The sequence below is a fragment of the Aquimarina sp. KJ22-3 genome (assembly GCF_055808215.1).
The window spans coordinates 632,033-648,703 of record NZ_CM147859.1; the positions used below are offsets into that span (position 1 = coordinate 632,033).

The following is a 16,671-nucleotide window of genomic DNA, read 5'->3' on the forward strand; positions in this document are numbered from 1 at the left end:
GTGGTTATATTATTTTTTTACTTCGTCTTTCTAATAAAGTGTTGTCATACCAAATATCGTGAAGCTTTGCGACTTTTTCCCGAAATCCAATTTCTCGAAATCCTAAAGCTTTATGTAACGCTATGCTAGCTTTGTTTTGACTAAAAATACCAGCTTGCAAGGTCCAAAACCCTTCGGCTTCACTCTCTTTGATAAGGTGTTGCAAAAGTAACTTACCTATACCTAATTTTCTAAAGTTTGATGCTATATAAATGCTAACTTCTGCCACACCACGGTAAACTTCTCGTTTGGAAACTGGGGACAAAGCCGCCCAACCGGCAATTTCGTTGTTCATTTCAGCTTTCAGTCGACAAGAAGTACTATGCGCAGCATCCCATTGTTCCCAACTTGGGATTTGCGTTTCAAAAGTGGCAACTCCCGTAGCAATTCCTTGTCTATAGATTTCTGAAATTACCGGCCAGTCTTCTTCAGTGAAATTAGTTATAGCAATATCTGTACTCATCTAGCAACAACCGCTTCCTGGTGCACAAGCATTGGCAGCTGTAGCTTCAGCAGTTTCTGGAACTCCACAAGTTTCTTTGGCTTTACAATCCGTAGGCTGCACGGCTAGTTTCATGATTAACTGATCGCCGTTGATCAAAAAGCCGGTTACATGCAACTGAGCGGTATGAAACATGGCGTTTCCGTACTCGATGCGAACAGGAGCTTCCATTTCATAACTTTTCATTGTCCCTACTTTTCTTAGGATACCCAGAGCTTTATAGGTAGACATATAATCTGGTTTACCCAGTTCGCTTGGACTTTCCCAAAGTTGAATAATGGTTTCTTTCCACGAATCTGTTCCGGCTCCGCAGTCTACAGCATCTACAGTGATATGTTTTACTTCGGTGATATGATAGTTGGTGCCTACCAACATTCCTGGAGCGTACTCAAATAATAAAGATTTATCAGGGTGCTCTGCTAATAGGGTGATAAATTCTGAAGTATTCATAGGTTTTTGTGTTTTTAGTGTTAACAACAATTATGTTTTGTAGTATTAAAAAAGGAATTCAGCGATTGCTGCAAGGCGTTCCATCGGTCGAGATCGATGCAATAGCACATGCGTTTGCCTTCGATCTCTCCTTTTAGCAAACCAATACTTTTGAGTTCCTTTAAATGCTGTGAGATGGTGGCCTGAGCCAATCCGATTTCCTCTACAAGATCATTACAGATACAAGCATTTTGTTTGCTGATGTATTGAAGGATAGCAATACGAGCGGGGTGCCCTAATACTTTAAAAAAGTGAGCCAACTCATTTTGCCGTTCGTCAAATATTTGCGTTTTAGTAATTCCCATTTCATTATTTATATATCGCAATATTACGATAATAAAATTGAATAGAAAAGCCAGAATAGAATTTTCTGACTTTTTACTATACTAGAACCAAGGTTTTTTACCCACCTGATAGGTCTGATAGAATTCCTCATCGGACTTGGTAAGGTAGATAATCCCTTCAATAAGTCCAATAAGTCCTGGAATCCAAATAAAGAAAACTCCAATTACAAAACAGGATAATACATATGCAATGATGGAGAATCCTAGAAGGATAAATCCTTCTTTTTGATATCCAAGGATAAATTTATGAACACCTAAGCTTCCAAGCACTATGGCCAGAATTCCTGCCAGTATTTTCTTATTGTCTTGTGAATTCAATACTTCTTTTGCTTCATCTGCAAACTCTTTGGCAGTTTCTTTTACGCTTTCCGCAGCTTCTTCAGCGCCTTTTTTGATGTCATCCCCTAGGTTGTTGTTTTCTTCGCTCATGTTGTTTAATTAATTGATTTACTTCAAGAAAAATACAAAAAAAATGTTCTCGAATTACTTTTATTCCAAAAAGCTTTATCGATCGGTTCCCAGAGTTCTATTTTATTCCCTTCGGGATCTACAATCCATCCAAACTTCCCGTAGTCATATTCTTCAATCTCTCCAACAACAGTAACTCCTTCTTTTTTGAGTGTTTCTAGTAATTCTACCAGATTTTCTACTCTAAAATTCATCATAAATTCTTTTTTACTTGGTGCAAAATAAGAGGTGTCTTCGGCAAAGGGACTCCATTGTGTAGAGCAATCATTACCCGCTTTGTCTTTCCACCAAAAAGTACATCCGTAATCATCTACAGGTAGCCCCAGATGTTTACCGTACCATTCTTTTACTTTTTTTGGATCTTTGGTCTTGAAGAAAAAACCACCTAATCCTGTTACCCTGTTTTTCATTTATTTCTTTTTTAGGTTATTTTCATATAGATCAATCCACTGTTGCGGTGTCATTTTGGACGCCAACTCGCCAATAAGTTCCATTGGGATTTGATCGATTTTTTTGAAACGTATACAGCTTTTACCCATATCCAGTTTGGTCTTCACATATTTTGGATACTCACCTACAAACCAATCCATCAGATCTTTGTCGGCATAGATCCCACTGTGATATACCGCAATAAAATTCTTTTGTGAAGCAATATTCATAAATGGTAAAGGTAATTTTGGATCACAATGATATCCCCCGGGATAGAGCGAATGCGGCACTACATAACCGATCATCCCGTAACTGATGACTTCAGAAAATCCTTGAGGTAAATTGTCTTTGATGACTTTTCGCAGTGTACTCATTGCAGCTTTTCGCTCTTCTGGGATGGCTTCAATATATTCGTCTGGTGTACTGGCTTTGTATTGCATACTATTTGTTTTTTGATGATTAAGATTGTGGTTTACGTTGCAGTATTAGTGCAGAAATTAGGGATATAATAAACCCTATGATAAAGACTGTAGTAGCCATAAGAAGGAAACTAATGAACCTGTTTGAGAACATCTCCTTTTGCGCTTGCAACTTTTCATATTCTACTTTAAATTCTGCTTCAGATAGTGATTGTCGTAGTTGTTCTACATAATGTGCATAATATTCGGCCATAAAATCGGGATTGATATACTTGATGTAGATCACATCTAATATTCCAAAGGCTAAGGCGGCGATTAGGGAAATCAGTACACCAATTAACAAGGCTTTACCAAAAGAGACGATTCCACTATTTTCTTTATCTCTGAAATGCTTAATCCCAAAAAAGACAAAAAGTAGTGATACCACCATGCTGGTATATCCTATAACTTCTTGTATGGAGTAATCCAAGTTTTTACCTAAGAACCAACCCGCCAATGCTAATACACAAATGGTAATGGCACTGTAAATTCCGTAACGTATTACTGTATTTTTCATAGTACTTGCTGTTTAAAAGTTTGATTCAAAAGTAGATCGAACCCGATAATTAGCACTCATACTAAAGTATGAATTGTATACGACTTTGGTATGATTTGGGGGTTATTGGCCTATAATTCGAAGCTCTTTGGCAATTTGAATGGCTTGTGTTCTTCTTTTGGCATCTAATTTTACCAGGATATTAGAAACATGTGTTTTGATAGTACTTTCTGAAACAAATAGTTTTTGGGCGATTTCTTTATTGGATAATCCTGAAGCAATCTCGCACAGTACTTCGTATTCACGTTTGCTAAGTCCTAATTCTTCTATTTTTTGCTGATCAATGACTGTAGAAGTTTCTTTTTGTCGATGTAGCACTCGTTTATTAATAATTACTCCGATCACAAAAAAAAGCAACGCAATACAGGCAATTACAATTTCTATTTTGGTGCTTCCGGTAAGCACACTGTATTTGCTTAATTGAAATAAAGAAAGCAATGCAATAACCAGAGCAGCAAAAATGAAAATAGTTTTCCTCACTGCATAAATTTAGAAAACTCTAGCTTACTTTGAAAGGATATCGATTTCCTGTTGCAGATTTAGCTTCGCTTTTTCTTCATAAGCGTCATAAAAATAATCTGTTTTAAAAATACGGGACATATTTAAAAAATGGCGAAGGATTTTAATACGTCCTGGATTATAGAGGAGGTCTGGATAATAGTTGTATTCTTTTCTAACGTGTTCAAAATACGTTTTGTAGCTTTCCCAATTACTACCCAAAATAGATAAATCGGCATCCGTAAATAGATTGATGTCGTTATGTTTGGATACCTGATGTCCCTTGGTGGCTATAATCATCTCATGACAAAGATGTATGCGTTCTTTATCTATATCTAATGCACTAAGAATGGTGACCGCTTTCTTTGCACTTTGTTCTTCGTTATTTTGTTTAAGGATATTGTAGATGAAATCGTGATAGAATAGAGCAAACAAGGCCATATCCCAATCTTGTATTTGATCTTTTACTGTAAGCAGTTGATTGTAGATATGTTCCAAATGAGTAAGCGTGTGATAATACCGCTTTTTACCCGAGTGTTTTTTTCTATCTCGTTCCATAAAGTAAATACATACTCTTCATCTTTGGAGTATTTGGAAAGGAGCGAAATGAAAATCTCTTTTAGCAAAATTGAGCCTTTATTTTGTCAACAATGGTTTGCGCCAGCTTTTCCTTGGATTCAACGGTCCAACCAGCAACATGTGGGGACAGAAGCACGTTGTCTAGTTGCATCAGTGCTTGCAGCGCCTCTGGCATTTCTTTTTTAGAAGTAAATAGATTCTCGAACGAAGATTTTTCATATTCTAATACATCCAAGCCAGCACCCAGAATTTGTTCATTTTGCAAGGCATCTACAAGATCGTTGGTAACTACACTTTTCCCTCTGGCGGTATTGATCAGCCAAAATGGCTTTTTGAATTTATCGATAAATGCTTTGTTGATCATACCAATGGTTTGTGGGGTTTCTGGAGTATGTAAACTCAAAACATCGGTTTTTTCAAAAAGTTCTTCGAGTTCCACCTGCGTAGCATCACTATTTTCTACATCGTCTTTAATGTCATAGCAAATGACCTCTACGGTAAACCCTCTTAACTTTCTGGCAAAGGCGCGTCCCATGTTTCCGTAACCAATAATCCCTACCGTTTTTCCGTCTAACTCAATACCGCGATGCTCTTCTCGTAACCATTTTCCATCTCTAACGCTCTGATTGGCCTGATTCAATTTATTGAATAAAGACAATATCATTCCAAGAGCGTGCTCACCAACAGCATTTCGATTTCCTTCAGGAGCATTAAAAAGTTGGATCCCTTTTTTTGCCGCATAATCGGTATCAATATTTTCTAAGCCAGCACCTACACGACCAATAAATTTTAGGTTTTTAGCCTTATCCAAAAACGATTGATCAATAGCAAAGCGACTACGGATTACAATACCATCGTAATTCGCAATTTTGGCTTCTACCTCGGTTTTGGATGAGGTATAATCCTCTTCATTATGAAAGCCCGCTTCTTTAAGTTGATCAATGAGTAATGGGTGGTTGGTATCTAGGTGAAGAATCTTCATTATAGGTATGTTAGTCTGCAAAAATACCGAATTTACAAGCTTCGATTGGGATAACAGGATATCTTCATATAATTTTTGAAAAATTTAAGATTTCTCTACACGTCATTGGTTTGTGTACGTACATAAATACGTAGGGTTACCTATACCCTGGTCTAGGGTGGATTTTTAGCTTTGCCGCGTAAATAAATTGTTCAAAAACCCCTTAATAAATGAAAAAACAACTACCCTTAATTTTCTTCTTGTTTAGTTTTTCTATTTCGTCAATAATTGCACAAAATCAATTCTTTAATGGAGATGTGATTGCCAAAGGCTCGATGCAAATTGGTGGCGACGCTTCGAATGGTTACACTTTCGGGTCTGATACCTTTGTGATGACAGAAAATAACCTAAGAATGTATTTTGATGATACTTCTAGTGGTTCATTTCCAGCAAATGACTGGCGCTTTACATTTAATGATACTAGTAATGGTGGAGACAGCTATTTTGCCATTGATGATGCTACAGGAAATAAAAGACCATTTAGGGTCGATGCAGGTGCTCCCAATAATGCGTTTCGAATTGCAGATAATGGAAATATTGGTATTGGAACCAGTAGCCCGGGAACTATAGAACTTAGTATTTTGGATAATGATACGCCAACAATACGTTTAGGACAGAACGGAGGATTTGGAACACAACTATGGGATATCGCCGGAAACGAAGCTAACTTTTTTATTAGAGATGTAACTAATGGGAGCAAATTACCTTTCAAAATAGAGCCCAATACGCCTAGTAATACTTTTGCTATAGGAGAAGATGGTAATGTTGGTATTGGATTTACTGGTAACACATTTCCAAACATCAATTCTGAGGCTTCTATACATTTAAAAGCTACCGACCAGGGACTTTTGATCAATAGAATGACTACGGATCAACGAACCACTTTTGGTGCAAGTCTGGATACTGACGAGAATGGAATGATGGTATACGATACCGAAGAGAATAACCTATATCTATGGAATGGTACAGCATGGGTTACTGATACCGATGCTCAAGATCTTGAGTTGTCAGACAATACCTTGAGTTTAACCAATGATGCGACTACCGTTGATCTTGCTAAATACTTGGACAATACTGATAATCAAACCATAGATGTTTTTGAATTGGATGGAAACACTCTAGAGTTATCGTTAGAAAGAGATGGAGAAGCTACTCAGACGGTAGATCTTGCCAAATATTTGGATAATACTGATGCTCAGGAGTTGTCCTTAAGTAGTGATGAACTTAGCATTTCTGGAGGAACAAATACGATTGATCTGTCTGGATATTTAGATAATACGGATGCCCAAGAGTTGGCCTTGAATACTAACGAATTGAGTATCTCCGGTGGGACAAACACCATCGACTTATCCGATTATCTGGATAATACTGATGCACAGGATCTGGAACTTACCACAAATACCTTGAGTTTGACGAATGATGGAACAACGGTGGATTTATCCAAATATTTAGACAATACGGATGCACAAGATTTGGAGCTTAACGATAATACGCTGAGTTTAACCAACGATGGAACTGCCGTGGACCTTTCTAAGTATCAGGATAATACCGATGAACAAACCCTAACGTTAACCAATACGCAGTTAGAGATTTCAGGTGGGAATAGTATCGATTTATCGGTGTTGCAAGACGGAACGGGGACTGATAATCAGACTTTAAACTTGAGTTCGAATGTATTGAGCATCTCGGGAGGAAATACAGTGGATTTTTCAGGATATATAAATACGGATAATCAGGATCTAACCGCTGCAAACTTGAATGGGAGTGATCTTACTATCGAGATACAAGATGGGAATTCAGTTACTGTGGATTTGGCACCGCTCATGCTATCCTTAGAAAGTGATTTAATCGATGCTCAGGATGAAATAGCAGATTTGATTTCAGAAAACCAAACACAGCAAGCATTGATTGAGGATCTGATTAGTCGAATTGAAGCATTGGAACAAAACTCTGGAAATACACAAAACCCAACTAATAGAAGTAATGTGCCTGTGTTATACCAGAATATTCCTAATCCATTTAACGGAACCACAACGATCAAGTATTACCTACCTGATGGGATTACTAATGCAACGATTGTGTTTAGTGATATGCTAGGGCAAGTATTCTCCAAAATAGCACTTACAAAAACTGGTGATGGTGAACTCTATATCAATAGCGAAGGGTTAGCCGTAGGAACCTATTTCTATACCATGTATGTAGGTAGTAGAAAAATAGATACAAAAAAGATGGTGATACAGTAAACACAAACTCATCTTGAAAATAAACTATGGCAGGGGGCTATAGTCGATTTGTTTACGCCGAAAACCACCTAATTTATTGGGTGGTTTTCATTTAAAGTAAAATAAGTTTAAAGGGTTTTCAAAAAAATATAAGCATGTAATGCTGTCTTGTTTGATAAATTCAAAGACAACTATGAATAAGTATTCGATTTTGCTCCGGGGTTGCAAAAGGGTTGCAAAAAGGTTTCATTGCGGTTGCAAAGATATTATCTTGTATTTTTGAGATAAAACCAACGTATTGCCCAAAAAACCATCTATTGAAAACAATTCTCACATATATAAGTGCCGTATTAGTATCCTGTACCGTTTGTTCACAATCTCATGATAGTCTTGTTGGCGATTTAAAATATAAAATTCAAAAAGCGACTACCGACTCTGCTCGAATAGGTTATAAAATTGAACTGGTCAAACAAATGCATCGTTTTGATGTGGATACTTCAAGATTCATCATTAATGAGGTTTTAGGTTTTCTGGAAACTAAGAATGATAAAGGGTATTATTATCAAAAGAGTGAAGCAGAAGCACTCAACTATTTGGGGATATTAGATAGTAAGCAAAGTAATGCAGAAGACGCATTGGTAAACTATTTAAAAGCGCTAGATATTAGTGAGTCTATTCAAGACTCCATAAGTATTGGTTTGACATTGCATAATTTAGGAATGTTTTATCGGCGCCAAAAGGAATTTGAAAAAGCAAAACGTTATCTCAAAAGAGCCATTGCAATAAAAAAGAAGGGGACAGATGTCAATGCCCTTGCTTTATCTTATCAAATGTTGGGAACAGTATACTATGCGAATAAGCAGAATGATTCTGCGCTTTTTCATGTGTTGAAAGCAAAATCATTGCCTTGTTCCAAAGAAAGATTGGCTAAAGCCAATGGTAGTTTGGCCGCGATCTACTACAGTAATAAAGAATTTGATAAGTCCATCGCAATTTATAAAGAGAATGTTGGACTCTCAAAAGATTTCCTGGATCAAAATGAATTAAGTGTCAGTTATCTCAATGTAGCAGTATTGTATAACGCACTCAAAGAGTATGATCAGGCGTTACCTTATTTGGATAGTGCCATAGCTGTGGCCAAAACACTAAAGCAAAAAGAGCATTTAGTAAAACAGTATTATAGCAGAAGTAACCTTAACGAGACCAGAAAGGATTATGAGCAAGCCTTGCAGGATTATAAAATGTATAAAGCTTACAATGATTCTATAAATGATATTGAAAAAGCAAAACGTATTACGACATTAGAGCTTAATTACAAATTTGAAAAAGAAAAACAAGCAGATCAGTTACAGTTAGAAAACGAGACGGCAAAAAAACAATTATACCTTATCTTATTTGCTATAGCGTTGGTTTTGGGGAGTATTATTTTTTGGTTGACCCGAAAAAATGCAAAACATCGGCTTGCGTTGTCCAAAAACAAATTAGAACAAGAGCAGCTAGAGAAGGTCAAAGCAGAATTGGCATTGGTCACTAGAGAAAAAGAGTTAACAAAAGCAGTGGTGGATAATTCGTTACGCCAGGAAATACTCAATAAAACCCTTGGAGAAATACGCGAAATTATACAGCTGGAAGATGAAAAAGAACGAATTATGGCGCTACACTCGCTATCTGCTTCTTTACTTTCAGAAAAAGCCACCAAAAAAACAACGACCGATTTGCAATCCTATCTCAATAAAGTGAGTTTGGATTTTAAGGTGATTCTGGATAAACAATACACCCAGTTAAAGGAAAAGGAAAAAGAGTTACTTTGTTTAATGACTTTGGGACTTAATTCTACTGAGATAAGTAAACTACAAAACACCACAGTCTCTGCTATAAAGTCCTCCCGATCTCGTATTCGTAAAAAGATAGGTGTCGATTCTAAAGAAGATATTATTGCCTATATAAAAACAAAAAATAAAGCGTAACTACATCAAAATTAGTAGCTGCAACCCCTTTGCAACCCCTTAACTCTTTGGTAGTCTTAAAATTATCTTAATTTTGCGCTCGATTTTAAGAAAAGATATCCATTCTTTTACCCAAAATAACCCCTTATGAAACACCTTTACGTTACGCTATTTTTTATTGGTATTTTCTTCAATACTGTGTTTTCGCAAGACGAGTTTATCTTCACTTGGCAAGCGACCGATGCTCAAAAAGAGCTTTCAACACCTACTTCCGGATCTGGTTATGACTATACCATAGATTGGGGAGATGGTACGATTGAAACCAACCTAAATGGATTTAGAAGTCATACATATACCAGTAACGGGACTTATACCATAACCATACAAGGAACATTTCCTGCAATAGCCTTTGGTAATAATCCAGATTTTAGAGTTCCTGCACAATTGGTATCTATAGAGCAATGGGGAACAAATATGTGGACAAATATGACTAGAGCTTTTTCTGGTTGTTCGAATGTAGTCATTAATGCTACAGATAGACCGAACCTGAGCAATACCACCTCTATGGAAAAAATGTTTGATGGAACTACAAACCTTGTGGATAATGGAGGGGAGCTTGGGAATTGGGATGTGTCAACTATTGAAAATATGGCGGATATGTTCAGAAATTCTGGGATGAACGTAAATATAGGATCCTGGAATGTGGGAAATGTAGTCAACTTCATAGGGATGTTTACCGGGAACACCGAGTTTAATCAAAATATTAGCGGTTGGAATATCGGAGAATTTGTGACAGGGTCCATTGATATGCGAGCTATGTTTGATTCTGCCAGTAGTTTTAATAGCCCCTTGAATGCATGGGATATGAGCAAAGTTACCAACGTGTCCAGTATGTTCGGTTTTGCTACAGCCTTTAATCAACCTCTTGATGATTGGAATACGAGCAGTGTTGAGAATATGGGAGGGATGTTCTTTGGAGCATCAGACTTTGATCAAAATGTTGGTGATTGGAATCTTTCTAGTGTAACCTCCATGGCGGCGATGTTTCAGTTAGCAGGGCTCTCGACAACAAATTATGATGCTACACTAATCGGTTGGGCTACACAAGATCCGGGAGAAACGATACCTACTAATATCAGCATCAGTTTTGAAGGAAGTCAATATTGTTTTGGAGTCGATGCCAGAAATACACTAACAGATAATGCAGGATTGAATTGGAATATCTCAGATGATGGTGCAGCCTGTGATTTGACAGAAGCGTTTATCACTACCTGGAAAATCGATACCAATAATGAAGAGATAGCACTTCCTATTCCAGATACCGGACTTGATTTCACAGTAGATTGGGGAGATGGAACTATCACCAATGAGACAGAAGAAGCATATCATACCTATGCAAATGCTGGTACCTATACCATTCGCGTTTTGGGGAACTTCAATCGTATACGTTTTAATGAAAATGCAGATAGTAGAAAAATCCAAACCATCGAGCAATGGGGGAATAACAAATGGACCTCTATGGAAAGTGCTTTTAAAGGCTGTGGTTTTTTGGAAATAAATGCTACAGATGTTCCTGATTTGAGTGATGCAACCTCTATGGTAAGTATGTTCGAAAACGGAACTTGTATAGATAATGGTGGAAGCCTAGGAAATTGGAATGTAAGTACTATTACTTCCATGGATAATATGTTCCGTAATGCTTTTATGGAAGAAAATATCAATTCCTGGAATGTGAGTAGTGTAAAAACTATTAATTATATGTTTTCGGGTTGTGAAGATTTTAATCAACCCCTGGATCAATGGAATACCAGTAATTTAGAGTCAGCAATAGAGGCTTTTTCTGATACTAAATCTTTTGATCAGAGTTTGGGAGATTGGAATATTAGTAGTGTCTCTGACTTTACTGATATTTTTAGAAGAACCTCTTCATTTTCAGATGAGAATTATGACAAAACCTTAATCGGTTGGGCAACTTTGGAAAGTGGAGAATCATTATCTTCAAACGTTACTTTTGGAGCTGGAGACTTAAAATATTGTTTGGGAGAATCAGCTAGAAATCAATTAACAGATCCAAGTGGTCCTAACTGGACCATTACCGATGGAGGACTGAATTGTAATTTTGCTAATGCTTTTACTACTACATGGCAAACCACTGCAGCAAACGAGAGTATTACAATTCCGACAACTGGAAGTGGATATAACTATGCAGTAGATTGGGGAGATGGAACTATTGAAAGTGGTTTTACAGGGAATGCTACGCATGAATATACAACTGCAGGAACGTATAGGGTAAAAATTATAGGAGATTTCCCTAGAATCTTTTTTAATAATGGCGGAAGTAGAAATAAGATTTTGTCTGTTGAGCAATGGGGAGCAATTGCTTGGCAATCAATGGCGCAAGCATTTAATGGGTGTGCCAATCTTAAATTAAACGCTACGGATACTCCAGATCTTAGCGCAGTGATTAGTACCCGAAGAATGTTTGCAAAAAATACGAATTTCGAAGATTTGCAGAATGTTATAGGTCTGTGGGATACCGGAAATGTAGAGGATATGAATGCGATGTTTATCCAATCTGGTTTTAATCATGATATTGGAAATTGGGATGTTTCTAAAGTAACGGATTTTGGAGGGATGTTTTATGTGTGCCCTAATTTTGATCAGGATTTAGGGGACTGGGATATTAGTGAAGCCGTAATTATGAGGAGTTTTATTACGACTAACTCTCTTGCTACCAATAATTTTTCTTTAGAAAATTATGATAAAACCTTGAAAGGATGGGCAACATTAGACCCAGGAGAAACTAGAATACCAAGAGATGTAGTTCTGTCTGTGGATCTTACTCGATATTGTGATGCCTTTGTAGAACATGATCAATTAGTAAATGATTATGGTTGGAGGATTTCTGATCTGGGATTAGGATGTCCGGAAGATGAAAAATTTATCACGACTTGGCAAACTACAACAGCAAATGAAACGATTACTATACCCACTTTTAGTGGAGAATCATATCGTTATGTGATTGAATGGGGTGATAATACAACAGAAGTAGTAACTACAGATGCTGCGCCAACTCATACTTATGCCAACGCAAGGACGTATACCGTAAAAATTACTGGAGATTTCCCAAGAATCTTTTTCAATGGAAATGCTTCTAACGGAGCTAAGATCGTTACCATAGAACGGTGGGGAACACAGCAATGGACCTCAATGAATAGAGCTTTTTCGGGTTGTCAAAATTTAAAATTGAATGCGGATGATACCCCAGATTTATCTCAAGTTACCAATATATCTTCCATGTTTAGGGATTGTACAAATCTGGAAGATCTAAAAGACACTATCAACTTATGGGATATGACTAATATCGAAACGATTTCTTCCATATTTAAAGGATGTTCGATGTTTGATGAAAATATAGGTAATTGGACATTTAATAATCTTTCTAGCGCATTTAATGCTTTTGAGGGTGCTGCAGCTTTTAATCAGAATATTTCAAACTGGGATGTGAGTAAAGTGGATCAATTAGATGCGATGTTCAAAGATGCTACTTCTTTTGATCAACCAATTGGAAATTGGACCTTGGGGACAGTAGATTATATCGATAGAATGTTCGAGGGAGCAACCGCTTTTAATCAGGATTTAAGTAATTGGGATTTTAGTAATGTGTATGATGCAGGAAACATGTTCGAAGGTGCTTCATCTTTTGATCAAGACCTTTCTTCTTGGGATATTAGTAACGTAGAATCCTTAGATAACTTTTTTGTTGGTTCAGGAATGTCTCAGGAAAATTATGATAAAACCCTGATCGGATGGGCAACTTTGGAAGCAGGGGAAACTACCATACCCGCTGATTTGACATTAGATGCCGATGTAGCGCATTGCTTGAGTGTCAATGCGGTGAATACATTAACCAGCGCTCCTTATAATTGGACAATTAATGACCTGGGGAATTCTTGTCCAGAAGATGCATTTATCACTACCTGGCAAACCAATGCAGATAACGAAAGTATTACAATACCAACCAATGGTTCAGGATATGATTATATAGTAGATTGGGGAGATGGAACTATCGAAATTGGGTTTACAGCTAATGCTACACATCAATATACAACTGCTAGCACTTATACCGTAAAAATTACTGGAGATTTTCCAAGAATTCGTTTCAATTCGAGTATTGTAAATAATCAAAGCAAAATACAAACCATCGAACAATGGGGAACCCAGCAGTGGGATACTTTTACGAGTGGTTTTAATGGATGTGCCAACCTAAAACTAAATGCAGATGATGTACCTGATTTATCGCAGGCTACGCAATTGTCTAGTATGTTTGAAGGGTGTACCAACTTCGAAGATCTAAAGGATAGAATGGGATCTTGGGATGTGTCAACGATAGAACGTATCGATAGTATGTTTACAAGCTGTAGTATTTTTAATGAAGATATCAGCGCATGGACATTTACCAACTTGCTAAGAACGGACTCTGCTTTTGAGGAAGCTTTAGCCTTTAATCAGAACATTTCTAATTGGAATATGGCTACAGTAACCGATATGGCTTTTATGTTTTATGATGCTGCTACTTTTGATCAATCTATAGGTAATTGGGATGTTAGTCTGGTTCAGGAGATGGAAGAATTGTTTTTTGGAGCATCATCTTTTGATCAAGATCTATCCAACTGGGATATTTCAAGTGTGACGAACATGGCTGGAATATTTGCAGGATCTGGATTATCACAGGCCAATTATGATAACATATTGATCGGATGGGCAAATATAGAAGCGGGGGAAACTATCATACCCACTGATTTGACATTGGATGCCGGTGTAGCACATTGCTTGAGTGTAAATGCGGTAAATACATTAACGAGTGCGCCTTATAACTGGACGATTAATGACTTGGGGAATTCTTGTCCGGGAGATGCGTTTATTACTACCTGGCAAACTACTACGGATAATGAAAGCATAACCATACCAACTTCTGGAGGAGGATATAATTATATAATAGATTGGGGTGATGGAACTATAGAAACAGGTCTTACAGCTAATGCTACACATCAATATACAAACGCAGGGACTTATACTGTAAAGATCACTGGAGATTTTCCTAGAATATATATGCTTACTAATTCTTCCAATAGGGATAAAATTTTAGCTGTTAAACAATGGGGGACACAACAATGGACCTCAATGGAATATGCGTTCTACAATTGTGCTCAACTAGTTGTTGATGCTACAGATACACCGGATTTGAGCCTGGTAACCAGTATGAGATCGATGTTTCAGGGAACTATTGCTTTGGTAGATAATGGGGCTAACATGGGGAATTGGAATGTAAGTACTATTGAAACCATGGCCTCATTATTTAATCGTTCAAACTTTAATGAAAATATAGACGCCTGGAATGTATCCAAAGTACAAGATTTTTCATCTATGTTTTTTAGAAATGTTGTTTTTGATCAAAACCTTAATTCCTGGAACACAGCTAGTGGAGAACGTTTCAGTTCTATGTTTGATGGAGCGACCGCTTTTAATGGAAACATTACGAATTGGGATACAAGTAAATCGTTGAGTTTTGCCAATATGTTTAGAGATGCCATTGTATTTAATCAAGATATCAGCGGATGGGACACTAAAAATGTTGGTAATATCAATAATGCTTTTGAGAGAGCCACAGCTTTTAACCAAGACCTAGGTAGTTGGGATATTAGTTCGTTATTTGAAAATACTAATTCAATCCAGCATATGTTTAGTAACTCAGGTATGTCTACTGCTAATTATGATGCTACTTTGATAGGTTGGGCTAGGTTAGATAGTGGTGAAACTAAGATTCCTGTCGGAGTTATTTTTGATGCAGAAGGTATCACCTATTGTTTGGGAGAATATGCCAGAAATACCTTAACCAGTGCTCCCTATAATTGGACCATTAATGATGGTGGTCAAGGTTGTATCACTCCTGTAATTACTTTGTTAGGAGATAATCCTCAAGTTATTGAATTGGGAGATAATTATGTTGAGTTAGGAGCCGAAGTTACTTATGGAGCAATACTAACTATTAATGCTACATCAGTAAATACAAATCAGGTAGGAAGTTATACGGTTACTTATGATGCTATCAACAATGTGTCTGGCGTTTCTGCAGCCCAAGTAACTCGAACAGTCGATGTAGTAGACACCACTGCACCAATAATCACATTAACAGGAGTCAATCCACAAGAGATAGCCTTAGGCGTTGGTTATATCGAGCTAGGAGCGACTACCGATGATGGGAGTACAGTTGTAATCGATGCCACCGATTTTGTAGATGCTGTAGGAAGCTATACGATTCGATATAATGCAACCGATGCCTCTGGTAATAGCGCTACGGAAGTCACTAGAACAGTCAATGTGATAGATACCTGTCCACTATCCAGTTTACCCCCAAACAATTTTACAATCACGACCACTAGTGAAACTTGTGAGGATAAGGATAATGGAACACTCACCATCACAGCCGCTACGGCATTGGAATATAGAACCACCATTAATGGAGTAGATCATAGCTTTACATCATCATTGGCCATAGATAATCTACCTCCAGGTACTTACCCGATCTGTATCACCGTTGAAGGTTTTGCGAACTGCGAACAATGTTTTGAAGCGGTGATTACGGCAGCAGGATCCCTATCGGGAGCTACCAGTGTAGAAAACGATACTACAGGTACCAAAATGCAGGTGGAGATCACTACAGGAACTCCTCCTTATACCGTAACAATCAATGATGAGGTGATAGGCATATTTGCTACTAATAGCTTTGCTGTAGAGGTTAACCATGGGGATCAAGTAGCAGTATCCTCAAGCCTGGAATGCGAAGGAAAGCTATCCAGCAAAGTCAACTTATTTGATAGCTTTAGAATTGCACCTAACCCAACTAAGGGAGCTATTACTTTATCAGTTCCTGAGAGTATATCAGGAGTAATGAATATTGCCATATACAACTCGATAGGAATTGTAGTTTCATCAGGAATGTATGATATGAGTTCTGGTCAGGTGGTATTGCCAACAGCAAACTTACCACAAGGGATCTACTTGATATCAATTGCAGATGGAGGAACATTTAAGATGGTTAAACAATAAAAAAGGAGCA

Annotated in this window: 13 protein-coding genes; 3 read left to right on the forward strand and 10 right to left on the reverse strand. The window is 37.4% G+C overall.

Translation table 11 applies throughout. The features are described from left to right. Positions 1-4: 4 nt before the first annotated feature. The 10 genes from AC0L3Q_RS02760 to AC0L3Q_RS02805 form a co-directional block, all read right to left on the reverse strand. On the reverse strand, positions 5-502 hold the full coding sequence (locus tag AC0L3Q_RS02760) for a GNAT family N-acetyltransferase (protein ID WP_473284915.1): 498 nt from the start codon (positions 500-502) through the stop codon (positions 5-7). After that, positions 503-991, reverse strand: coding sequence for a DUF6428 family protein (locus tag AC0L3Q_RS02765; RefSeq protein WP_473284917.1), 489 nt, complete (start codon positions 989-991; stop codon positions 503-505). It lies immediately after the preceding gene. A gap of 20 nt (positions 992-1,011) precedes the next feature. After that, on the reverse strand, positions 1,012-1,335 hold the full coding sequence (locus AC0L3Q_RS02770; protein WP_473284919.1) for an ArsR/SmtB family transcription factor: 324 nt from the start codon (positions 1,333-1,335) through the stop codon (positions 1,012-1,014). A gap of 81 nt (positions 1,336-1,416) precedes the next feature. Next, a complete protein-coding gene (locus tag AC0L3Q_RS02775) occupies positions 1,417-1,803 on the reverse strand; it encodes a TM2 domain-containing protein (protein WP_473284921.1) in 387 nt (128 codons plus the stop codon). 23 nt (positions 1,804-1,826) lie between these two features. Continuing rightward, positions 1,827-2,252 (reverse strand): VOC family protein, encoded by a 426-nt coding sequence (locus tag AC0L3Q_RS02780; protein ID WP_473284923.1) that lies wholly within the window; start codon positions 2,250-2,252, stop codon positions 1,827-1,829. After that, on the reverse strand, positions 2,253-2,711 hold the full coding sequence (locus AC0L3Q_RS02785) for a DUF1801 domain-containing protein (RefSeq protein ID WP_473284925.1): 459 nt from the start codon (positions 2,709-2,711) through the stop codon (positions 2,253-2,255). Positions 2,712-2,730: 19 nt separating this feature from the next. Further along, entirely contained in the window at positions 2,731-3,246 is a 516-nt protein-coding gene (locus AC0L3Q_RS02790) for a DUF4199 domain-containing protein (protein ID WP_473284927.1), read from the reverse strand. Between the two features lie 102 nt (positions 3,247-3,348). Continuing rightward, positions 3,349-3,765: a LuxR C-terminal-related transcriptional regulator gene (locus AC0L3Q_RS02795; RefSeq protein ID WP_473284929.1), complete on the reverse strand. Its 417-nt coding sequence runs from the start codon at positions 3,763-3,765 to the stop codon at positions 3,349-3,351. A gap of 24 nt (positions 3,766-3,789) precedes the next feature. After that, the gene (locus tag AC0L3Q_RS02800) at positions 3,790-4,341 is read right to left on the reverse strand and encodes an HD domain-containing protein (protein WP_473284931.1); all 552 of its coding nucleotides are present in this window, start codon (positions 4,339-4,341) and stop codon (positions 3,790-3,792) included. Between the two features lie 61 nt (positions 4,342-4,402). After that, complete coding sequence (locus AC0L3Q_RS02805) at positions 4,403-5,344, reverse strand: 2-hydroxyacid dehydrogenase (protein ID WP_473284933.1); 942 nt, start codon at positions 5,342-5,344, stop codon at positions 4,403-4,405. A 209-nt stretch (positions 5,345-5,553) separates the two neighbouring features. On the opposite strand from AC0L3Q_RS02805, the gene AC0L3Q_RS02810 reads away from it, so the two are divergent. The 3 genes from AC0L3Q_RS02810 (at position 5,554) to AC0L3Q_RS02820 (ending at position 16,661) form a co-directional block, all read left to right on the forward strand. Beyond that, on the forward strand, positions 5,554-7,626 hold the full coding sequence (locus tag AC0L3Q_RS02810) for a T9SS type A sorting domain-containing protein (protein ID WP_473284934.1): 2,073 nt from the start codon (positions 5,554-5,556) through the stop codon (positions 7,624-7,626). A gap of 296 nt (positions 7,627-7,922) precedes the next feature. Continuing rightward, on the forward strand, positions 7,923-9,572 hold the full coding sequence (locus AC0L3Q_RS02815) for a tetratricopeptide repeat protein (RefSeq protein WP_473284936.1): 1,650 nt from the start codon (positions 7,923-7,925) through the stop codon (positions 9,570-9,572). A 126-nt stretch (positions 9,573-9,698) separates the two neighbouring features. Next, complete coding sequence (locus AC0L3Q_RS02820; protein WP_473284938.1) at positions 9,699-16,661, forward strand: BspA family leucine-rich repeat surface protein; 6,963 nt, start codon at positions 9,699-9,701, stop codon at positions 16,659-16,661. Positions 16,662-16,671 lie beyond the last annotated feature (10 nt).